A 21386-nucleotide genomic window follows, 5' to 3' on the forward strand; every position below is an offset into this window, starting at 1 on the left:
CCGCTCGTGTTGATTGAGATCTTGGTCGTGATCAATCAACAGGATACGCCACCCTTCCTACCTCCTCCCGTACACCAGAAATCACCATAGCTCCGTGGTGATCTGGCAGTCCTATAATCAGGATGGCTCCAACTATGGTATCTATGGGCAGCGCTATGCGGCTGATGGAACGGCCGCGGAAGGAGAATTTCAAGTCAATACTTTCAACTTTAGCAGTCAATCCACTCCGTCCGTAGCCGCTTTGGCCGATGGCGGCTTTGTGGTGAGCTGGCATTCCAATGGTCAGGATGGCTCCGGTTGGGGCATCTACGGCCAGCGCTATGCAGCGGATGGCACGACCGTGGCGGGGGAGTTCCAGATCAATACATACACTACGAGTACCCAAGCAAATCCGTCTGTGGCAGCCTTGGATGATGGCGGCTTCGTGGTGACATGGGAGTCCTGGGAACAGGATGGCTACCTCTCTGGCATTTACGGTCAACGCTATGATGTCGAGGGCAATACTGTCGGAGTCGAGCAATATTTGCATGCATCAACCCTCAGCAGTCAGAGCCAATCCAAGGTCGTAGAACTCTCGGATGGCACCATCGCCATGGCGTTTCTAGATTCATCTGAAGGCTTGGTGGTTTCCCTCGATGGTGAGGCACCAGCCATAGGAGGAGAAACCGCTTCCTTTGCAGCGGACGATGCCGTCACTAGCACAAGCCCTTATTCAAAGGGTTTACCCGTCCCTGGCAAACATATCACGCCTTTGGCCGATGGGGGCTACGTGGTGACCTGGGTATCCTATGATCAGGATGGATCCCAGTATGGTGTCTATGGGCAGCGCTATGCCGCCGATGGCACCGCCGTGACAGGTGAATTCCGTGTCAATACGACCACTACGGCTAATCAATATTATCCTTCGGTGGCTTCCCTCGCTGATGGTGGCTTCGTGATGACCTGGTCATCTTATGATCAGGACGGCTCCGGGTATGGCATCTATGGTCAGCGCTATGACGCCTACGGCACAGCTGTAGGAAGTGAGTTTCAGATCAATACCTATTCGGTGGACGATCAGCGTTATTCTTCAGTGGCCGCGCTGGAAGATGGAGGTTTCATGGTGACCTGGTCATCGGATGGTCAGGACGGCTTCGGGTATGGCATCTATGGCCAGCGCTTTGCGGATGACGGCACGGCTGTGGAGGGCGAGTTCCAGGTCAATGCAACCACGGCGAGCAACCAGCTGCGATCATCGGTTGTTTCCCTAGCCGATGGTGGCTTTTTGGTGACCTGGGAATCCTCTGGTCAGGACGGCTCCGGTTGGGGCATCTACGGCCAGCGCTATGCAGCGGATGGCACGACCGTGGCGGGGGAGTTCCAGATCAATACATACACTTCGAGCACCCAAGCATCTCCGTCTGTAGCTGCCCTGGTTGATGGCGGCTTCGTGGTGACTTGGCAGTCCTTTGGCCAGGATGGCTCCAACAATGGTATCTATGGGCAGCGTTATGCCGCCGACGGCACTACCGTAGGGGGGGAATTCCAAGTCAATACATACACCACGGGTAACCAAGTGTGGCCGTCGGTGGCCTCCCTCGCCGATGGCGGATTCGTGGTGTCCTGGGGATCTCAAGATCAGGATGGCTCCGAGTATGGCATCTATGGTCAGCGCTACGATGCCGATGGCATGGCCGTGGGCCCCGAGTTCCGTCTTTCGCAAGAGGTTTCTGGTCAGCAAGCTAGCCCGAGCATCGTGGAACTCGCCGGCGGAAGCCTGGCGCTGGCTTATCAGGAGGGTAACCAGATCGCCGTACGGCATCTGGTGGATTTAAACCAAGAAATTGCCATATCTAAGGATATCACCGGCACCGAGGGAAACGACACCCTGATCGGCAGCGATGTCGCCGACACCCTGGATGGGGCGAGCGGGGACGATAGCCTGACCGGCGGAGCTGGTGACGACACCCTGACCGGCGGGACGGGCAATAACCGCTTTATCTTCGAGCCGGTCGACGACCTCGGCGTCGATACCCTCCTCGACTTCACCATGGGCAGCGGCGAGGACGCGGATGTGCTGGTCGTCGCTCCCCTGTTGCAGGGCTACGACCCGCAGACGTCCACGCTGGCGGATTTCGTCCAGGTCCGGGAGGAGAACGGCGATAGCGTGGTCAGCGTGGATCGCGACGGTGCCGGGGAGGCGTATGCGGCCGAGGATGTGGCCGTTCTGGTGGGCGTGAGCGGTATCGATGCGGACGCGCTGCTGGCAAACCAGAATCTAGAGCTCCTCTGATCGCTCGCCGGTCTCGGAGGCGCCGCCTGGTGCACCTTGCCAGGCGGCATGTTGTTACTGCCATGACGCATCGGTGAACGGGGAGCCATGCCAAGTATTGTTCGTACCTTAACATGGCCCATGTCTGCATGATGTGCGTTCGATGATCATGATATCAAGACGTTACTAAGTTGTTATCGGGTGGCTATTAAACTCTCGACTACTTTATTGAAGGGGCTTTTGTAACAGCGGAGCTTATGTGCCTTACCCGATGATGCTGCTTGGACAAGGCCATGTCCGGAGCGCTGGTGATAGGGCGGAAGGCAGTTAGTCACTCATTGAAGTGGTAGGGAGGATGGCATGGCTGACCCCCATTCAAACGATGAGCTTTGGCAAGTCCTGGGAACCTGCCGCAAATCCTTCCTGATGGTCGGGTTCTTCAGCCTGTTCATTAACCTGCTGATGCTGGTTCCAGCCATCTACATGCTCCAGGTTTATGATCGCGTCATCACCACCTACAGCGAGGAGACATTGCTACTGTTGACACTGATCGCGGTCTTTCTCTTCCTCGTCATGGGCGGGCTCGAACTGGTTCGTTCCCGGATCCTGGTCAGGGTCGGTAACCGGCTGGAGACGCTACTCGGCGAACGGCTCTATGGGGCCATGATAAAGAAGACCCTGACGGTTCCCGGCCTGCCGTCGGTGCAGCCCCTCAACGACCTGGCCAGCATCCGCCAGTTTCTTACGGGTAACGGGCTCTTCGCCTTCTTCGACGCGCCCTGGATTCCGCTCTACTTGGGCGTCCTGTTCTTGTTCCATGTGTGGCTTGGGGTCTTTGCCACCGTGGCGGGCCTCCTGCTGCTGGCATTGGCGATCGCCAATGAGATATCGACCCGGCGACTGCTGTCGGCCGCTACCAGCGAGAACATCCAGTCCCGGGACCTGGCCAGCAGCAATCTGCGCAACGCCGAGGTGCTGCAGGCCATGGGCATGGTGCCTCAGGTCATGCAGCGGTGGGCGTCGAGGCATCACGATGCCCTGTGTTATCAGTCAGCAGCCAGCGATCGGGCGGGCATCCTGATCAACCTTTCCAAGATGCTGCGCATCATGTTCCAGTCCCTGATCCTGGGGCTAGGGGCCTACCTGGTACTCCAGAGGGAAGTCTCGCCGGGCATGATGATCGCGGGCTCCATCATCATGGGCCGCGCGTTGGCTCCCATCGACCAGATGATCGGTGGCTGGAAGGGCGTGGTCGGGGCCCGTGGCGCCTATCGGCGTATTGCCGACTTGCTCGCCAAGATACCCCCCGATGGCGACAGCATGGAGCTGCCGCCCCCGAAGGGCCATGTCAGCGTGGAAGCCGTCGCGGCGGCGGCCCCGGGGGAGCGACAACCGGCCATTACTGGCATCCACTTCACGGTACAGCCAGGCGAACAGGTCGGAATCGTCGGGCCCAGTGCCGCGGGCAAGTCGACCCTGGCCAGGGCCGTGCTGGGCATCTGGCCTGCATTGGCGGGCACGGTGCGCCTCGATGGTGCCGATATCACGCAATGGAATCGACAGGAGGTGGGCGCCTACCTCGGCTACCTGCCCCAGGACATCGAGCTCTTCCATGGCTCTATCAGCGAGAATATTGCCCGCTTCGATGAAATCGACGCCGCTCAGGTCGTAGAGGCGGCCAGAAAGGCGGGGGTGCATGAGATGATCCTTCGCCTGCCTCAAGGATACGATACCCAGATCGACGGCAACGGCACCCTTTCCGGCGGTCAACGCCAGCGCATCGGGCTGGCTCGGGCCCTCTATGGTCGCCCGGTATTGGTCGTGCTCGATGAGCCCAACGCCTATCTCGATGCTGAGGGGGACAAAGCACTCACCGCATGCCTCCAGCAGCTGAAGCGAGAGGGCACCACCCTGTTCGTGATCAGCCATCGCTCGGCGATCCTCCAGGGAGTGGACAAGCTGTTGGTGCTGAAGGAGGGGCGCATGGATCGATGGGGGACTGCCTGCGAGGTCCTTGGTCAGATCACCCGGCCTGCGACAGGCGTCAGGCTGAATGGCAAGGGGGTGGGGGTGAACGGGCGCTTGTCTCCCTTGAGTCAGTCCGTTAACGAGGCCGCCACCCAACGGGGTGGCGGCGAGGAGCCGTCCTGATGAGCCACCCAACGCCAGCGTCGAGTGTGAAGGCTCGCCCCACAACGCTTCCCCTTGCCGACCAGGCCTGTTGTCGCTGGGGATTGGCGCTGCTCCTGGTGGCTTTCGGGGGATTCGGGGGCTGGGCGCTTTCCGCCAATCTCGCCGTCGTGGTGGTCGCACCCGGCTCCCTCTCGGTGGAATCCTTCAAGAAGACCATCCAGCACCTTGAAGGGGGCATCGTCGAGCGGATTCTCGTCGAGGACGGCCATGGCGTTGACGCCGGTGAGCCCCTGTTGGTCATCGACGATACCCAGGTGCGTGCCGCATTGCAGATCGCCCAGTCCCAGTACGCCATCGCCCGGGCGCGCGAAGTTCGCCTGCTGGCCGAACAGGCCGGGGAGGCCACCTTGGCGTTTCCGCAGGACCTGATCGATGTCGGCTCGTCGCGAGTGGCGGAGGTGATCCGTGTCCAGGGGCGCCTCTTCCATGCCAGGCGTGAATCCTTGCAGGGCACCCTGTTGTCCCTCGATGCCCAGGTCGTGCAGATGCAGGAACAAATCGCCGGGTTGGAGACCAAGGACCGGATCATGTTCCAACGCATTGATTCGCTGAGCCGCGAGGCGGCGGATCATCGTGCCCTGCTCCGGCAGAGACTGGGCAACAACGTCCGCTTGCGAGAGGTGGAGCGGCAGATCCTCGAGTTCGAGAGCGAGATGGCGGAGGACCGTGCCCGCGTCGCCAGCCTGAAGGCGCAGATCGGCGAGACCCTGCAGAACAAGGAGGTCCGCCTCCAGGAGTACCAGCAGGAGGTTGGCGAGAGGTTGTGGGACGTCCAGGCCCTGGTCACGGACGCCGAGGAGCGTATCGCGGCCCTTCAGGACGAGGCACGCCGTACCTTGGTGACGGCCCCCGTGGCAGGCACCGTGGTGGATCTGAAGGTGCACACCCTGGGGGCCGTGGTGGGGCCAGGAGACCCCCTGCTGGATATCGTGCCCAGCGGCGATGGCCTCGTGGTCGAGGCCCGGGTCGTGGACCGGGACGTCGACAACGTCTATGTCGGCCAGCCGGCCGAGATCCGCTTCAGCGCCTTCAACCAGCGGCTGTCCAACGTCATCGAGGGAAGGGTCGTGCATGTCTCGGCGGACAGCTTCGTGGATGAGGCTACCAGCACTCGGTATTACAGGGTACGAGTCCAGGTGACCGAGCGGGGCCACGAGGACATGACCGATAACATGCAGTTGCTGTCCGGTATGCCCGCCGAGGTGATGCTGCGTACCGGGGAACGGACACTCGCCAGTTATATCGCCAAGCCCATCAACGACATGCTGGCGCGCGCCATGCGCGAAGACTGACTCCTTGGTAGCGTAAGGCGCGTGGAAGGGAGGGGCCTGTAATGGATACTGAGGTTTCGATGTGTTGAGTCTTGGGGAAACGGGGCCATCACGTCGCTCCCGCCGGAAAATCCCGCTCGGCCGAGGCCACCGCGCGCACCAAGCGCCGGGGCTGAGGGACAGCCCCGGGGTCAGCCCCGTCGGCGCAGCAGCGCCTTCTCCGCCTCGACGATCAGCAGCACGGCCACCGCGGTGGCCAGGATCGCCACCCAGTGTGCCGGGGCCAGGCCCGCGGCGCCGAACAGCCGCTGCAGGACGGGCACGTAGGTCCAGGCCAGCTGGATCACGGCGATCAGGCCGATGGCCACCCACACCGGACGGCTGCCGAACAGCCCCTGTCGGGACAGCACGCTGCGGGTCAGGTAGCGGCTGTTGATCAGGTAGGCGGCACAGCCGGCCACCAGCATGTTCACCGCGCCGGCCCGAGCCTGGGCGATGTCGCCTCCCTGGGCGTTGTGGATCCAGGAGAAGACGCCGTAGGTGGCCAGCAGCAACAGCGTCGAGACGAAGATCACCCGCCACAGCAGGAAGAGGTCCAGTAGCGCCGCATCCGGGTCCCGCGGGGGACGTCGCATCAGGTCGTGCTCGCCGGGCTCGAAGGCCAGCGCCAGGCCCAGGGTCACGGCCACCACCATATTGACCCACAGCGCCTGGATCGGGGTCACCGGCAGCAGCGACCCGGACAGCACCGCCAGCATGATCGCGAGTCCCTGGGCCCCGTTGGTGGGCAGCAGGAAGGTGATGGTCTTGCGGATGTTGTCGTAGACCTTCCGTCCCTCGCGGATGGCGGCGACGATGGTGGCGAAATTGTCGTCGGCGAGGACCATCTCCGCGGCCTCCCGGGCCGCCGCGGTGCCCTGGCGGCCCATGGCCACGCCGACGTCGGCGCGCTTGAGGGCCGGGCCGTCGTTGACCCCGTCGCCGGTCATGGCGCAGACCTTCCCCCGGGACTGCAGGGCCTCGACCAGGCGCAGCTTGTGCTCGGGGGCGGCCCGGGCGAAGACATCGACCGTCAGGACGGCATCGGCCAGCGCCGCGTCGGATAGCGTCTCGAGCTCGTGACCGGTGATCACCCGCTGCGTCTGCTCGAACCCCAGGCGCTCGGCGATCGCCCGCGCCGTGGCGGCATGGTCGCCGGTGACCATCACCGGCCGGATGCCCGCCGCACGGCACTCGGCCACGGCGGCGGCGACCTCCTCCCGGGGCGGGTCCCACATGCCCACCAGGCCCAACAGCACCAGCCCCGCCTCGACGTGTTCGTCGGTCAGGTCGTGGAGGTCGTGCAGCGGCTTCTCGGCCAGGGCCAGCACCCTCAGGCCGCGGCTGGAGAGGGCCTGGAGGCGCTGCTCCCAGAGGGCAGGGTCCAGCTCGGCCTCGCCCTGCGCGGTGCGCACGCTGTGGCACCTCGCCAGCAGCCGGTCGGGGGCGCCCTTGACCAGCAGGACCGGTTCCCCTTCCACCTTGTGGAGGGTGGCCATGTACTGGCGCCCGGACTCGAAGGGGATGGCGTCGTGCCGGTCGTGATCGCCGCGGATCTCGGCCGCCGACAGGCCGGCCTTGGCCGCGGCCACCACCAGGGCCCCTTCGGTGGGGTCGCCGTGGATGCGCCATTCTTCACCTTCGCGGACCAGCTCGGCGTCGTTGCACAGCACACCGACCTTCAGGAAGTGACGCAGGGCTGGATGGTCGTCGAGGTTCAGCGCCTCCCGGCGGGCCGCGTCGCCCTCGACCGCATGCAGCTCGCCTTGCGGGGCGAAGCCCGTGCCGTCGAGACGGATCTCGCCTTCGGGCAGCCAGATCGCCTGGGCGGTCATCTCGTTGCGGGTCAGGGTGCCGGTCTTGTCCGAGAAGATGGTCGACACCGAGCCCAGGGTCTCCACCGCGGGCAGGCGGCGGATGATGGCCTGGCAGCGGGCCATGGCCTGCACCCCGAGGGCCAGGCCGATGGTGACGATGGCCGGCAGGCCCTCGGGAATGGCCGCGACCGCCAGTCCCACCGCGGCCATGAACATCGCCGCCACCGGCTGGTCGTGGATTATCACCCCGATCACGGCCGTGACCACCGCACACGCCAGGATGAGCGTCGCCAGCACCCGCCCCGCCCGGTCCAGCTGGCGCAGCAGCGGCGTGCGCAGCTTCTCGACATTGCCGAGCAGCGCGGAGATGCGGCCGAGCTCGGTATCCGCCCCGGTCGCCACCACCAGGCCCCGGGCGCTTCCCTGGGCCACCAGGGTGCCGGCATAGGCCATAGCGCTGCGATCGCCGAGCTCGGCGTCTTCCGGCACCGGAGCGCTGTCCTTGTCCACCGGCAGCGACTCGCCGGTCAGCGTGGCCTCCTGATGGCGCAGCCGGCGAGCCTCCAGCAGGCGCAGATCGGCCGGTACCCGATCGCCGCTCTCGAGCAGCACGATATCCCCGGGGACCAGCGCCTCGGCGGCGATATCGCAGCGGCGACCGTCACGCAGCACCTGGGCCCGCGGGGCGAGCAGGTCGCGGATGCGGGCCAGGGCCTGTTCGGCGCGGCCCTCCTGGATGAAACCGATCAGGACGATGATGCCGACCACGCCGAGGATGGCGGCGGCGTCCACGACCTCCCCGAGCACCAGGCTGCCGACGGCGGCCACGACCAGGATGAGCATCAGCAGGTTCGCGAACTGGGCCAGCAGCCGCCGCCAGGCGGAGCGGGGGCGCGCCTGGGGCAGGCGATTGGGGCCGAAGCGGCGGTAGCGGGTCTCGGCCTCGGTGGCGGCGAGCCCCTCGGGGCGGCTGTCCAGGCGGGCGAGCGCCTGCTCGACGCTCAGGGCGTGCCAGGCAGGGGGAGTGGGGCGATAGCCGACATCCATGGTCGAGGCCTCCGGGGCGAGGACGATGAAGACGACTATGCTGCAGCGCAGCGCGGGCGGCAAGGATGGGGCGGGATCCGCTATCATCGCGGGGACCATCCTTGATCCGGATCAAATACCATGACCGACACCGATCCCTGCCCCTGCGGCAGCGGCCTGCCGCTTGCCGACTGCTGCGGGCCCTATCATCGAGGCGAGCCGGCACCGACCCCCGAGGCACTGATGCGCTCGCGCTACAGCGCCTTCGCCCTGGGGCTCACCGACTACCTGCTGGCCACCTGGGCGCCGGAGACCCGGCCGGCCTCACTGCCGCCTGACGACGCCACCCGCTGGGTTGGCCTGGAGATCCTCGACCACGAGCACGCCGGCGACACCGGGCGGGTGCACTTCCGCGCCACCTTCCGCGAGGGGCGTCGCTGGGGCGTGCTGGAGGAGGTCTCCCGCTTTCGCCGCGAGGCGGGACGCTGGCGCTACGTGGACGGCGCCCCCTCGGTGACGCGTCTCAAGCCGGGGCGCAACGATCCCTGCCCCTGCGGCAGCGGCAGGAAGGGCAAGGCCTGCTGCGTGCGCGGATAGCCCGCCCCCAGTGCGTAGGACTGATCGACGATGCGAAGAGGCCCTGCCGGTAGGTAGCGGCGGGCCTCCTGTATCTGGCCTGGGAGGGGGCCGGATGCCTAGAGCGTCATGGCGGCGAGCCAGCCGAAGGCGATCAGCGGGAGGTTGTAGTGCAGGAAGGTCGGCACCACGCTGTCCCAGATGTGGTCGTGCTGGCCGTCGGCGTTGAGGCCGGCGGTCGGCCCGAGGGTGGAGTCCGAGGCCGGCGAGCCGGCGTCGCCCAGGGCGGCGGCGGTGCCCACCAGGGCGATGGTGGCCATGGGCGAGAAGCCGAAGTTGATGGCCAGGGGCACGTAGAGCGAGGCGATGATGGGGATGGTCGAGAAGGACGAGCCGATGCCCATGGTGATGAACAGGCCGACCAGCAGCATGACCAGGGCGGCCAGGCCCTTGTTGTCGCCGATCAGCTCGGTGGAACTCGCCACCAGGGTCTCGACCTGGCCGCTGGCCTGCATGACGCTGGCGAAGCCGGCCGCCGAGATCATGATGAAGCCGACCAGCGCCATCATGCGCATGCCCTCGGTGAAGATGCCGTCCTGCTCGTGCCAGTGGAAGACGCCGCTCACCGACAGCAGGGCGAAGCCGAACAGCCCCCCGAGGACCATGGAGCCGCTCATCAGCTGCACCACCACGGTGCCCACCAGGGCGAGCGCCAGTACGCCCATCTGCCAGGGCTTGAGGTGCCGCGCGGCCTCGGCGGGCGTCTCGTCGCCATGGGCCAGGTCACGGTCCTCGTAGTCCCGCTTGCCGCGATAGCTCACCAGCACCGCCACGGCGAGCCCCAGGGCCATGCCGGCGATGGGCACCACCATGGCCATCGGCACCATCTGCGCGGTGACGTCCAGGCCGTTGTCGTTGAGGTTGGCGAGCAGGATGTCGTGGAGGAAGATCGAGCCGAAGCCCACCGGCAGCAGCATGTAGGGGGCGGTGATGCCGAAGGTGATCACGCAGGCCACGACGCGGCGGTCGAGCTTCAGGTGGTTCATCAGCTTGAGCAGCGGCGGCACCAGCACCGGGATGAAGGCGATATGCACCGGGATCAGGTTCTGGGAGCTGACCGAGAAGGCCAGCAGCACGCCGAGCAGGGTGAGGACGATGGCGCGGCGGTGGGGGATGCCCGCGTCGAGGTGCAGGCCGGCGATGGCCTTCTGGGAGAGCAACTGGGTGACGCCGGAGCGCGACAGCGCCACGGCGAAGGCGCCGAGCACGGCGTAGGAGATGGCCACGGTAGCGCCGTTGCCGAGGCCGTCGTTGAAGGCGTCCATGATCTCGCCGACCGGCATGCCGGCGTAGAGGCCCCCCACCAGGGAGGCGGCGATCAGCGCGAAGACCACGGAGACGCGGGCGAGACTCAGGGTGACCATCACCAGGATGGCCAGGACGACGGCATTCATGAGCGGTCCTTGCGGGGCGACGACTTTAGGGGGCGAATCAACGAAGCGCCCCATTGTAGTCATCTGGGCCCTCGATGCCAGGAAACCGGGAGCGCCGGCAGGGCAATCGCAGTTGGGGCTGGCGAGGGGCGCCGGGGACAGGTCGAAGAGGGGGTCCTACGCCATGGGTGAGGAGGATTCCTCCGAACGGGCTGGCCATGGATGGCCAGCACCGGACCTGCAAGCGGAGCGGGACGCGAGAGCGCCGCAGGGCGTCGGTAGCGCCCAGGGAGGGGTTCACAGCGCCCCCTCGCAGACCTGTCGACGGATCGGCCCCGAGCGACAACGCTAACTGCGATAGCCCTGGGAGCGCCGGCCCGTGGCGGGCCGGCCTGTCGTGGGGCCGGATCAGAGCGTCATGGCGGCGAGCCAGCCGAAGGCGATCAGCGGGAGGTTGTAGTGCAGGAAGGTCGGCACCACGCTGTCCCAGATGTGGTCGTGCTGGCCGTCGGCGTTGAGGCCCGCGGTCGGTCCGAGGGTGGAGTCCGAGGCCGGCGAACCGGCGTCGCCTAGGGCGGCGGCGGTGCCGACCAGGGCCACGGTGGCCATGGGCGAGAAGCCGAAGTTGATCGCCAGGGGCACGTAGAGCGAGGCGATGATCGGGATGGTCGAGAAGGACGAGCCGATGCCCATGGTGATGAACAGGCCGACCAGCAACATGATCAGCGCGGCCAGGCCCTTGTTGTCGCCGATCAGGTCGGTGGAGCTGTTGACCAGCGCCTCGACCTCACCGCTGGCCTGCATGACGCTGGCGAAGCCCGCCGCCGAGATCATGATGAAGCCGACCAGGGCCATCATGCGCATGCCCTCGGTGAAGATGCCGTCCTGCTCGTGCCAGTGGAAGACACGGCTCACCGACAGCAGGGCGAAGCCGAAGATGCCACCGAGCACCATGGAGCCGGTGACGAGTTGGGTGGCCACGGTGCCGCCCAGGGCGATCGCCAGGACGCCGAGCTGCCAGGGCTTGAGGTGCTGGGCGGCCTGGGCCGGGGTTTCGTCGCCATGCGCCAGGTCCAGGTCCCGATACTCGCGCTTGCTGCGGTAGCTGAACAGGGTGGCGACCAGCAGCCCCAGCGCCATGCCGCCGATGGGCACGATCATGGCGGTGGGCACCATGCCGGGGGTCACGTCGAGCCCCAGGGCGCCGCCCGCCTCGTTGAGGTTGGCGAGCAGGATGTCGTGGAGGAAGATCGAGCCGAAGCCCACCGGCAGCAGCATGTAGGGGGCGGTGATGCCGAAGGTGATCACGCAGGCCACCGCCCGCCGGTCGAGTTTCAGGTGGTTCATCAGCTTGAGCAGCGGCGGCACCAGCACCGGGATGAAGGCGATATGCACCGGGATCAGGTTCTGGGAGCTCACCGAGGCGGCCAGCAGGATCCCGAGCAGGGCGAAGACGATCATCTTGCGATGGGGTATCCCCTCATCGAGATGCAGGCGGTCGATGGCCCGCTGGGACAGCAGCTGGGTGATGCCGGAGCGCGACAGCGCCACGGCGAAGGCGCCGAGCACGGCATAGGAGATGGCCACGGTGGCGCCGTTGCCGAGGCCGTCGTTGAAGGCCTCGATGATCTCGCCGACCGGCATGCCGGCGTAGAGGCCCCCCACCAGGGAGGCGGCGATCAGCGCGAAGACCACGGAAACGCGGGCGAGACTCAGGGTGACCATCACCAGGATGGCCAGGACGACAGCATTCATGTTGTGGATGCCCCTTGGGAATCGATGGTTGTTGTTGGGTCGCGCGAGGACCGTCCGCCTCCCCATGAGGGAAGCGGATGGTCGGTCGGGATGGCGTCAGTGGCTGGGCAGCAGGTCGCCGGGCACCAGGCGACTGAGGGTGCGCTTGGCCAGCAGCTCGCTGGCCGCCTCGATGTCCGGCGCGAAGAAGCGATCCTCGTCGTAATGGGCGACACGCGCGCGCAGCGCCTGACGCGCCTCCTCCAGGGCCGGCGTGGTGGTCAGGCCGTGGCGCATGTCGATGCCCTGGCTGGCGGCCAGCCATTCGATGGCCAGGATGCCGCGCACGTTGTCGGCCATCTCCCACAGGCGCTTGCCGGCGGCCGGCGCCATGGAGACGTGATCCTCCTGGTTGGCCGAGGTCGGCAGGCTGTCGACGCTGTGCGGATGGGCCAGCGCCTTGTTTTCGCTGGCCAGGGCCGCGGCGGTGACCTGGGCGATCATGAAGCCGGAGTTGACCCCGCCTTTCTCGACCAGGAAGGGCGGCAGCTGGGACATGTGCTTGTCCATCATCAGCGAGATGCGCCGCTCGGTGAGCGAGCCGATCTCGGCGATGGCCAGCGCCAGGTTGTCGGAGGCCATGGCCACCGGCTCGGCATGGAAGTTGCCGCCGGAGAGGATGTCGTCCTGCTCGGCGAATACCAGGGGGTTGTCCGAGACCGCATTGATCTCGACGGCCAGCACTTCGGCCACCTGGCGGATCTGCGTCAGGGCGGCGCCCATCACCTGGGGCTGGCAGCGCAGGGAGTAGGGGTCCTGGACCTTGTCGCAGTCGGCATGCGAGTCGCTGATCTCGCTCCGGCTGCCGAGCAGGTGGCGATAGGTGGCGGCGGCGTCGATCTGGCCGCGCTGACCGCGCACTTCATGGATGCGGGCATCGAAGGGGGCTCGCGACCCCAGCGTCGCCTCCACGGTCAGGGCACCGCAGACGCTGGCGGCGGCGAACAGGTCCTCGGCCTCGAACAGGCCCTTGAGGGCGTAGGCGGTGGACACCTGGGTGCCGTTGAGCAGGGCCAGTCCCTCCTTCGGGGCCAGGGTCAGCGGCTCGAGGCCGGCGATCTTCAGGGCCTCGGTGGCCGGCAGCCACTCGCCCCGGTGGCGGGCCTTGCCTTCCCCGAGCAGCAGCACGCTCATATGGGCCAGCGGGGCCAGGTCGCCGGAGGCGCCCACCGAGCCCTTCAGCGGGATCTGCGGATAGACCTCGGCGTTGACCAGGGCGATCAGCGCATCCAGCACCTGGCGACGGATGCCGGAGAAACCGCGCGCCAGGCTGTTGACCTTGAGCACCATGATCAGGCGCACCAGGGCGTCGTCCATGGGCGCCCCGACACCGGTGGAATGGGACAGCACCAGGGAGCGCTGCAGGTCCTCGAGCCGGTCGTCCTCGATGCGGGTCTGGGCCAGCAGGCCGAAGCCGGTATTGATGCCGTAGACGGTGCGACCTTCCGCGACCACACGGTTGACGCAGTCGACGCCCCGCTGGATGTCGGCATCGGCGCTCTCGGGCAGGCTGACCGTCACGGGGGCCTCGAAGACCCGGCGCGCCTGGGCCAGGGTCATGTGACCGGGGGGGATCTCGATATGCGACATGGGTGATTCACTCATGGGTGTCATTGGGTTGACCCTCGACAGGGCCAGGTCGTTCTCGGTGCCCGCCGCCGGCGCTACATCGCCGGCGGCGGGCGGTTGAGGGGAGGCGCGGGTGACCCGCTCAGCGCTGGGTGGCCTCGACCATCGGCAGGTCGAGGCCGTTCTCGACGGCGCAGCGCTGGGCGATGTCATAGCCGGCATCGGCGTGACGCATCACCCCGGTACCCGGGTCGTTGCGCAGCACCCGGCCGAGGCGGACGTGGGCGTCCTCGCTGCCGTCGGCGACGATCACCACCCCGGCGTGCTGGGAGTAGCCCATGCCCACGCCGCCGCCGTGGTGCAGCGACACCCAGGTGGCGCCGCCGGCGGTGTTGAGCAGGGCGTTGAGCAGCGGCCAGTCGGACACGGCGTCGGAGCCGTCCTGCATCGCCTCGGTCTCGCGGTTGGGGCTGGCCACCGAGCCGGAGTCCAGGTGGTCGCGGCCGATCACCACCGGCGCCTTGAGTTCGCCGTTGGCGACCATCTCGTTGAAGGCCTGGCCGAGGCGCGCGCGATCCTTGAGGCCGACCCAGCAGATCCGCGCCGGCAGCCCCTGGAAGCTGATGCGCTCGCGGGCCATGTCCAGCCAGTTGTGCAGGTGCGGGTCGTCCGGGATCAGCTCCTTGACCTTCTGGTCGGTCTTGTAGATGTCCTCGGGGTCGCCGGACAGCGCCGCCCAGCGGAACGGGCCGATGCCCTGGCAGAACAGCGGGCGGATGTAGGCCGGGACGAAGCCAGGGAAGTCGAAGGCGTTCTCGACCCCTTCCTCCTGGGCCATCTGGCGGATGTTGTTGCCGTAGTCGAAGGTCGGGATGCCCTGGGCCTGGAAGTCGAGCATGGCCTGGACGTGCACCGCCATGGACCGCTTGGCGGCCTGGACCACCGCCTCGGGCTCGCTCTGGCCGCGGGCCACGTACTCGTCCCAGGTCCAGCCGGAGGGCAGGTAGCCGTGCAGCGGATCGTGGGCGCTGGTCTGGTCGGTGACCATATCCGGCCGCACGCCGCGCTTGACCAGCTCGGGGAGCACGTCGGCGGCGTTGGCGCACAGGCCGATGGAGATGGCCTGGCCCTCGGCGGTGTAGCGCTCGAGGCGGGCCAGGGCGTCGTCCAGGTCCTCGGCCTGCTCGTCCAGGTAGCGGGTGCGCAGGCGGAAGTCGAGGCGCGACTGCTGGCACTCGATGTTCAGCGAGCAGGCGCCGGCCAGGGTGGCGGCCAGCGGCTGGGCGCCGCCCATGCCGCCGAGGCCGGCGGTGAGGATCCAGCGGCCCTCGAGGTTGCCGTCGTAGTGCTGGCGGCCGGCCTCGACGAAGGTCTCGTAGGTGCCCTGGACGATGCCCTGGGAGCCGATGTAGATCCAGGAGCCGGCGGTCATCTGGCCGTACATCATCAGGCCCTTGCGATCCAGCTCGTTGAAGTGCTCCCAGTTGGCCCAGGCCGGCACCAGGTTGGAGTTGGCGATCAGCACCCGGGGAGCGTCCTTGTGGGTCTCGAACACCCCCACCGGCTTGCCGGACTGGATCAGCAGCGACTGGGTGTCTTCCAGGCGCTGCAGGGTCTCGACGATCCTGTCGAAGCACTCCCAGTCGCGGGCGGCGCGGCCGATGCCGCCGTAGACCACCAGGTCCTCGGGGCGCTCGGCGACGTCCGGGTGCAGGTTGTTCATCAGCATGCGCAGCGGCGCTTCGCTGAGCCAGCTCTTGCAGGACAGTTCGGGCCCGGTGGGGGCGGCGATCCGGCGGCTCGGGTCGTGACGCTTGTCGGTAGGGGACATGCTCGGAATCCTCGCTGGGTTTTCGCGGTAAGGGGGCTGACGGCTGGCGTGCCGGTTCAGCCGTTCAGGGTCAGCAGATGGACGAGCCGCGCCGCCGCCTTGGCGGTGCGGGCGTCCACGTCGAAACGGGGGTTGCACTCGGCCAGGTCGGCCAGGCGCAGCTTGCCGCTGTCGCGGACCGCCTCGAGCAGTGGTTCGAGCAGGGCCAGCGACACGCCGCGGGGGGCGGGCGCGCTGACGCCCGGCGCCTCGGCGGCAGGCAGCACGTCCAGGTCGATGGTGAGGTAGAGGTGGTCGCAACGGGCGGCGAAGCGCCCGACGTCGCGCCGGATGGCGTCGAGGCGCAGCGGGTCGAAGTCGCGATCCTCCCGGACCAGCACGTCGAGTGCCTCGGCACGCTGGAAGAGGGCGCGGGTATTGGCGGCCCGGCTGACGCCCAGGCAGGCGTAGCGGAAGGGCCAGCCGCGGGCCTGGCAGCGTTCGGCGATCTGGGCGAAGGGCGTGCCGGAGGAGCGCACCTGGGCCGGGTCGCGCAGGTCGAAGTGGGCATCGAAGTTGATGATGCCGATCCGGGGCGCGCGCTCCCGGGGCTCGATGTGCCTGGCCAGCCCGGACCAGCTGGCGTAGGCCACCTCGTGGCCACCGCCCAGCACGATGGGCAGGTGGCCGGCGTCGAGCAGCGGCGCCAGGCGTTCGGCCAGGGCCTCCTGGGCGGCCTCCAGGGCATCGCCCTGGCAGCGCACGTCGCCGGCGTCGTAGGCGGGCCCGTCGCGGTGCCAGGCCAGCGGGGCCAGGGCGCGGCGGATGGCCGAGGGGCCTTCGGCGGCACCGGGGCGCCCCTGGTTGCGGGCCACGCCGGCGTCGCTGGCGAAGCCGATCAGCACGCTGCCCGGGAGGGCGTCGTCCTGCAGGGGGCGGATGCACTGATGCCAGCGCTCGCTGTTCGGCTCCGGATCCGTGCGGCCCTGCCAGAGGGTCATGTCGACGGTGGGACAGTCACGCTTGGACGTCATGGCTCGGGACTCCCTGGAAGACACGTTGACGCAGGCGGCCCGGCTGGACGGCGTAGGCCAGTTCCGCCGGCGAATCGATGTTCCACACGCAGAGATCGGCCGGCGCCCCTTCCTGGATCCGGCCCAGCTCCGGTCGACCCAGCGCGGCGGCGCCATGGGCGGTCATCCCGGCCAAGGCCTCGGAGGGCGTGAGACGGAAGAGGGTGCAGGCCAGGTTCAGCATCAGGCTCGGCATGAACAGCGGTGAGCTGCCGGGGTTGGCGTCGGTGGCCACGGCCAGGGGGACGCCGGCCGCGCGCAGGGCGGCGATCGGCGGCGCCTGGGTTTCGCGCAGGGTATGGAAGGCCCCGGGCAGGATCACCGCCACGCTGCCGGCCTCGCGCATGGCCTGGATGCCGGCCTCGTCGAGGTATTCGATATGGTCCGCGGAGAGGGCGCCGTGGCGTGCCGCCATGGCGGTGCCGCCGAGGTTGGAGAGCTGCTCGGCGTGGGCCTTGATGGGCAGGCCATGGGCGCGGGCGGCCTGGAAGACCCGTTCGCACTGGGCCACCGAGAAGGCGATCGTCTCGCAGAACACATCGACGGCATCGGCCAGGCCCTCGTCGGCGGCCGCCGGAATCATCTCCTCGCAGACCAGGTCGATGTAGGCATCGGCGTCGTCCCGGTATTCCGGCGGCAGGGCGTGGGCGCCGAGCAGGGTGGTGACCACGCGGACGGGCAGGGCCTCGCCGAGGCGGCGGGCCACGCGCAGCATCTTGAGTTCGTCCGCCACGGTGAGGCCGTAGCCCGACTTGATCTCCACGGTGGTGGCGCCGTCGGCGATCATCGCCTCCAGGCGGGGTAGGGCGGCCCGGAAGAGCGTCTCCTCGTCGGCCTCGCGGGTGGCACTCACGGTGCTCAGGATGCCGCCACCGCGACGGGCGATCTCCGCGTAGCTGACGCCCTCGAGCCGGGCCTCGAACTCGTCGGCGCGGCCACCGCCGAAGACGATATGGGTGTGGCAATCCACCAGCCCCGGGGTCATCACCCCGCCACGGCCCATGTCCTGACAGGCGTCGGCCAGGCCGGCCTCGAGGTCCTGCATCGGGATCAGGCGCGCGATGCGCTCGCCCTCGACGAGGACCGCCATGGGCTCGGGCCGGGTGGCCAGCCCGTCGAAGACGGTCACGTCGCGCCAGAGTCGGCGGGTCGCTGTGGTCTGGGTCATGGGGGAGCCCTCCTGCTCGATTTGTATATACAAATGCTAGTCGATCTTTCGCGACGCGTCACCCCCTGCCTGCGATTCCGTTTCGACGGTGAAAGAGGCGGGAAGAGGGCGCGGAAACGGATTAAACACAAACAAAAACAATAGGATATTTTTTCTTGTGGTCGCGGAGTGAGGTCATTCGGCAAGCGGCATAGACCAAAGTATGAGGCGTGGCGCCGGGAGATTGTTGGCGCTCCGTACGGCCTTATTGTATATACATTACACGGCACCCCGAGGCCGCCACCACAACGACAACCCAGGAGCGTTCCATGTCTGTTCCTCCCTCCATTCCCCGGGCCGAGCGCCGGCATTCGGCCGCCACCGTGCTGAAACTCTTCCTGCCCAGCCTGCTGGGCGTGCTGATCTTCTTCGTGCCGCTGACCCTGGGCGGCACGACCACCATCCCGCTGGATCACATGGTCACCGGCGCCAGGCGGCTGCTGGGCGAGGCCAGCGGCGTCTATGCGCTGGCGCTGATCGTGGCGGGGGCCCTCTACCCGCTCTACACGGGCAGCTGGCGGCGCAGCCTGACGGACGGGATCTTCACGGTGCTCAAGTTCGCCGGCATCCTGACCGCGGTACTGGCCCTGACCGGCTGGGGGCCGGCCTTCCTGCACACGCCGGACATGCTGCCCTTCCTGTTCGAGAAGCTGGTCATCCCGGTGGGCCTGATCGTGCCGATCGGTGCCGTCTTCCTGGCGCTGCTGATCGGCTTCGGCCTGCTCGAGCTGATCGGGGTACTGGTCCAGCCGATCATGCGCCCGATCTGGCGGACGCCGGGGCGCAGCGCCATCGACGCCGTGGCCTCCTTCGTGGGCAGCTACTCCATCGGCCTGCTGATCACCAACCGGGTCTATCAGGCCGGCGAGTATTCGGCCCGGGAGGCGGCGATCATCGCCACCGGCTTCTCCACCGTCTCGGCGACCTTCATGATCATCGTCGCCAAGACCCTGGACCTGATGAGCGTCTGGAACGCCTATTTCTGGCTGACCCTGGTCATCACCTTCCTGGTCACTGCCATCACCGTGCGTATCCCGCCGTTGTCCGGCATGGATGACGCCAAGACCGACCCCGAGCCCGAGGCGGTGCCCGGCAAGCGGCTGGCCACCGCCTGGCATACCGGGCTGGACGTGGCCGCCAAGGCGCCGAGCCTGCCGGCCAGCGTGGCGCTGAACGTTCGTGAGGGGCTGGTGATGGCGATCAGCATCCTGCCCTCGATCATGTCGGTGGGACTGGCGGGACTGCTGCTGGCCAAGTACACCCCGGTGTTCGAGTGGCTCGGCTGGCTGTTCTACCCCTTCGTCGCCGTCTGGGGCCTCGAGGAGGCGGCGGGCGTGGCCCAGGCCGCGGCGGCGGGGCTGGCCGAGATGTTCCTGCCGGCCCTGCTGATGGGCGATGCCGGCTTCGTGGCCCGCTTCGCCACCGGCGTGGTCTCGGTGTCCGCGGTGCTGTTCTTCTCCGCCTCGATCCCCTGCATCCTCTCCACCAGCATTCCGCTGTCGGTGGGACGCATCGTCATCGTCTGGTTCCTGCGGGTGGCGCTGAGTCTGCTGCTGGCGGTGCCGGCCGGCTACCTGGTACAGCCCCTGCTCGGCTAGGCGGGGCGCCGGCCGAGTCGGCGGGGAGAGACGGGAAGGGAGGCCCGCAGCGGCCGGAGGCGAGAGGCCTCCGGCCGCACTGTATGGGGGAGGGCGTCAGCCGGTATGCAGGGAGGAGCGCAGCTTGTAGCGGTCCCCCGGGTGGATCAGCCGGGCATAGCTGACCAGGTGGTCGCCGGACCAGGTGCGCCGGATCATGCGCAGGCAGGGCTGTTCCGGGCGAATCTCCAGTCGGTCGGCGGTGGTGGCATCCACCAGCACGGCCTCGACGACATGTTCCACGTCGCTGATCGGGCAGGCCGCCACCAGCACCTCGTTGGGCGTCACGGTGGTGAAGTCCGTCTCCAGGTAGTGGGGCACATGGCGCGGATTGACGTAGCGGTCCTCCAGCTGGATGGGCACGCCATCCTCGCGATGGATGATCAGGGTATGGAAGACCCGGGTGCCCAGGCGGACCCCGAGGCGCATCGATACCTCGTCGCTGGCCTCCAGGGCCTCGGCGGACAGCACCTGGCTGGTGTGGCCATGGCCGCGGCCGGCCACCTCGGCGGCGATGTTGTGGACCTCGACCAGGGAAGACTCCGCCTTGTGGTCGGTGACGAAGGTCCCGACCCCCGGCTGGCGCGTCAGGTAGCCCTGCTGCACGAGGTCGCGGATCGCCTTGTTGGCGGTCATGCGACTGACGCCGAAGTCGCGGGCCAGCTGTTCCTCGGGGGGAATCTGGTGATGAGGGGGCCATTCGCCGCCGCGAATCTTCTCCAGCAGGTGCTGCTGGATCCTGAGGTAGAGCGGGAGAGTACTGCCCATGGTCGGCCGTGAATCCTTCACTGTGGTGTCGATGGCGTCGTGCCGAACAGTCTACCCGGGGGCGTGGCCCGGAGCACCCCATGACGGCCGCGTTGAGGCGCCGGGAGCCCCATTCGGCGGTGCGGCATGGTGGCTTCACTTGCCGGGACGTCGAACTTCCACGATGTTGATATCAATGCGTCCCCTGACGCGCGGGTCGACGAAGTCGCCACAAGCATTCCACGGGGGAAGTTCGCGACGGGAAGTGGCAGGCACGGGGAGAGGTGCACCTTGTGGCGTCGTGTCGCCCGCTCCAGCAAGTGGAGGGTGAGTCATGTCACGTCTCTATTTCCTGACGCCTGACCTGGATACGACCGTCAACATCGCCCAGGAACTCGACGAACTCGGGCTGACCCGCGAACAGGTGCATGTCACCGGGCGCGACTGGCAGCATCTCGAGGAACGCGGGGTCAACAATGCCACGCTGCGCCAGACCTCGGATGTGGTTCATGCGGCCTATCGGGGGGTACTCTATGGGGCCCCCCTGGGGGGGCTGCTGGGGGTGCTGGTGTATTTCGTCCTGGGCTCGGACATCGGTGTCGGGGCCATGGCCATCATCGTCGGCATGGCCATCGGCGGTGGCCTGTTCGGGGTGTGGGTCAGCACCATGGTCGGCGTATCGGTGCACGACGCCAAGGTCGACAAGTATGAGGACGAGCTCGAGCGAGGCGCCTTCTTGATGATGGTCGACGTCTCGGATCAGCGCGAGGAGCGGATCCGCTCGATCATCCACCGCCACCACCCCGACGTCACCATCGACAAGGTCACCGCCTGGGAGCGCCAGCATCACCTGGGGACGGGCGACTAGGAGCCACCGGTGTCCCCGGGAGAGGTGGGCCGGGACGACGTCGCGGCGTCCGCCGGGTTACCATCGCCTGCCCCA

14 protein-coding genes are annotated in these 21386 nt (G+C 67.4%); 6 read left to right on the forward strand and 8 right to left on the reverse strand.

Annotated features, from left to right (window positions below; genetic code table 11):
* Window positions 1-94: 94 nt before the first annotated feature.
* The 3 genes from FHR97_RS20660 (at window position 95) to FHR97_RS18975 (ending at window position 5736) form a co-directional block, all read left to right on the forward strand.
* The gene (locus tag FHR97_RS20660; protein ID WP_183385364.1) at window positions 95-2272 is read left to right on the forward strand and encodes a type I secretion C-terminal target domain-containing protein; all 2178 of its coding nucleotides are present in this window, start codon (window positions 95-97) and stop codon (window positions 2270-2272) included.
* A 339-nt stretch (window positions 2273-2611) separates the two neighbouring features.
* Window positions 2612-4402, forward strand: a complete 1791-nt coding sequence (locus FHR97_RS18970; protein WP_183385365.1) for a type I secretion system permease/ATPase — start codon at window positions 2612-2614, stop codon at window positions 4400-4402.
* A complete protein-coding gene (locus FHR97_RS18975) occupies window positions 4402-5736 on the forward strand; it encodes an HlyD family type I secretion periplasmic adaptor subunit (RefSeq protein ID WP_183385366.1) in 1335 nt (444 codons plus the stop codon). Before FHR97_RS18970 ends, FHR97_RS18975 begins: the two co-directional genes overlap by 1 nt.
* Window positions 5737-5906: 170 nt before the next feature.
* Here FHR97_RS18975 and FHR97_RS18980 read toward each other — a convergent pair whose 3' ends face one another.
* Window positions 5907-8705 (reverse strand): cation-translocating P-type ATPase, encoded by a 2799-nt coding sequence (locus FHR97_RS18980; RefSeq protein ID WP_246404135.1) that lies wholly within the window; start codon window positions 8703-8705, stop codon window positions 5907-5909.
* A gap of 33 nt (window positions 8706-8738) precedes the next feature.
* Between FHR97_RS18980 and FHR97_RS18985 the strand changes: the two genes are divergently transcribed.
* Window positions 8739-9194, forward strand: coding sequence for a YchJ family protein (locus FHR97_RS18985; RefSeq protein WP_183385367.1), 456 nt, complete (start codon window positions 8739-8741; stop codon window positions 9192-9194).
* 98 nt (window positions 9195-9292) lie between these two features.
* Here FHR97_RS18985 and FHR97_RS18990 read toward each other — a convergent pair whose 3' ends face one another.
* From FHR97_RS18990 to hutI, 6 genes are all read right to left on the reverse strand, one after another.
* Window positions 9293-10627 (reverse strand): Na+/H+ antiporter family protein, encoded by a 1335-nt coding sequence (locus FHR97_RS18990; protein ID WP_183385368.1) that lies wholly within the window; start codon window positions 10625-10627, stop codon window positions 9293-9295.
* A gap of 387 nt (window positions 10628-11014) precedes the next feature.
* Window positions 11015-12361, reverse strand: a complete 1347-nt coding sequence (locus tag FHR97_RS18995; RefSeq protein ID WP_183385369.1) for a Na+/H+ antiporter family protein — start codon at window positions 12359-12361, stop codon at window positions 11015-11017.
* A gap of 96 nt (window positions 12362-12457) precedes the next feature.
* The gene (gene hutH / locus FHR97_RS19000) at window positions 12458-13990 is read right to left on the reverse strand and encodes a histidine ammonia-lyase (RefSeq protein ID WP_183385406.1); all 1533 of its coding nucleotides are present in this window, start codon (window positions 13988-13990) and stop codon (window positions 12458-12460) included.
* Window positions 13991-14111: 121 nt separating this feature from the next.
* Complete coding sequence (gene hutU, locus FHR97_RS19005) at window positions 14112-15800, reverse strand: urocanate hydratase (protein WP_183385370.1); 1689 nt, start codon at window positions 15798-15800, stop codon at window positions 14112-14114.
* A 56-nt stretch (window positions 15801-15856) separates the two neighbouring features.
* Window positions 15857-16813: a formimidoylglutamase gene (gene hutG, locus FHR97_RS19010; protein ID WP_183385371.1), complete on the reverse strand. Its 957-nt coding sequence runs from the start codon at window positions 16811-16813 to the stop codon at window positions 15857-15859.
* Window positions 16797-18020 carry an imidazolonepropionase gene (gene hutI, locus FHR97_RS19015; RefSeq protein ID WP_183385372.1) on the reverse strand — a complete coding sequence of 408 codons (1224 nt, stop codon included), beginning with the start codon at window positions 18018-18020 and terminating at the stop codon, window positions 16797-16799. Before hutI ends, hutG begins: the two co-directional genes overlap by 17 nt.
* A gap of 308 nt (window positions 18021-18328) precedes the next feature.
* On the opposite strand from hutI, the gene FHR97_RS19020 reads away from it, so the two are divergent.
* Entirely contained in the window at window positions 18329-19657 is a 1329-nt protein-coding gene (locus FHR97_RS19020) for a YjiH family protein (protein ID WP_183385373.1), read from the forward strand.
* Between the two features lie 96 nt (window positions 19658-19753).
* Here the strand turns inward: FHR97_RS19020 and hutC are convergent, their stop codons facing one another.
* Window positions 19754-20464: a histidine utilization transcriptional repressor HutC gene (hutC, locus tag FHR97_RS19025; protein ID WP_183385374.1), complete on the reverse strand. Its 711-nt coding sequence runs from the start codon at window positions 20462-20464 to the stop codon at window positions 19754-19756.
* A gap of 313 nt (window positions 20465-20777) precedes the next feature.
* Here hutC and FHR97_RS19030 point away from each other — a divergent pair, with 313 nt between their 5' ends.
* A complete protein-coding gene (locus FHR97_RS19030) occupies window positions 20778-21311 on the forward strand; it encodes a DUF1269 domain-containing protein (protein ID WP_183385375.1) in 534 nt (177 codons plus the stop codon).
* Window positions 21312-21386: the final 75 nt, after the last annotated feature.

The organism is Halomonas stenophila (genome assembly GCF_014192275.1).
In the GTDB taxonomy this organism is placed as follows: Bacteria; Pseudomonadota; Gammaproteobacteria; order Pseudomonadales; family Halomonadaceae; genus Halomonas; species Halomonas stenophila.

Excerpts from the sequence above, each read along its gene's own strand:
- FHR97_RS18970 (WP_183385365.1), top strand. The coding sequence starts at position 2,612 with ATGGCTGACCCCCATTCAAACGATGAGCTTTGGCAAGTCCTGGGAACC.
- hutU (WP_183385370.1), bottom strand. The coding sequence starts at position 15,800 with ATGTCCCCTACCGACAAGCGTCACGACCCGAGCCGCCGGATCGCCGCC.
- FHR97_RS18985 (WP_183385367.1), top strand. The coding sequence starts at position 8,739 with ATGACCGACACCGATCCCTGCCCCTGCGGCAGCGGCCTGCCGCTTGCC.
- FHR97_RS18990 (WP_183385368.1), bottom strand. The coding sequence starts at position 10,627 with ATGAATGCCGTCGTCCTGGCCATCCTGGTGATGGTCACCCTGAGTCTC.
- hutH (WP_183385406.1), bottom strand. The coding sequence starts at position 13,990 with ATGTCGCATATCGAGATCCCCCCCGGTCACATGACCCTGGCCCAGGCG.
- FHR97_RS18980 (WP_246404135.1), bottom strand. The coding sequence starts at position 8,705 with ATGATAGCGGATCCCGCCCCATCCTTGCCGCCCGCGCTGCGCTGCAGC.
- hutI (WP_183385372.1), bottom strand. The coding sequence starts at position 18,020 with ATGACCCAGACCACAGCGACCCGCCGACTCTGGCGCGACGTGACCGTC.
- hutG (WP_183385371.1), bottom strand. The coding sequence starts at position 16,813 with ATGACGTCCAAGCGTGACTGTCCCACCGTCGACATGACCCTCTGGCAG.
- FHR97_RS18975 (WP_183385366.1), top strand. The coding sequence starts at position 4,402 with ATGAGCCACCCAACGCCAGCGTCGAGTGTGAAGGCTCGCCCCACAACG.
- hutC (WP_183385374.1), bottom strand. The coding sequence starts at position 20,464 with ATGGGCAGTACTCTCCCGCTCTACCTCAGGATCCAGCAGCACCTGCTG.
- FHR97_RS18995 (WP_183385369.1), bottom strand. The coding sequence starts at position 12,361 with ATGAATGCTGTCGTCCTGGCCATCCTGGTGATGGTCACCCTGAGTCTC.
- FHR97_RS19020 (WP_183385373.1), top strand. The coding sequence starts at position 18,329 with ATGTCTGTTCCTCCCTCCATTCCCCGGGCCGAGCGCCGGCATTCGGCC.
- FHR97_RS19030 (WP_183385375.1), top strand. The coding sequence starts at position 20,778 with ATGTCACGTCTCTATTTCCTGACGCCTGACCTGGATACGACCGTCAAC.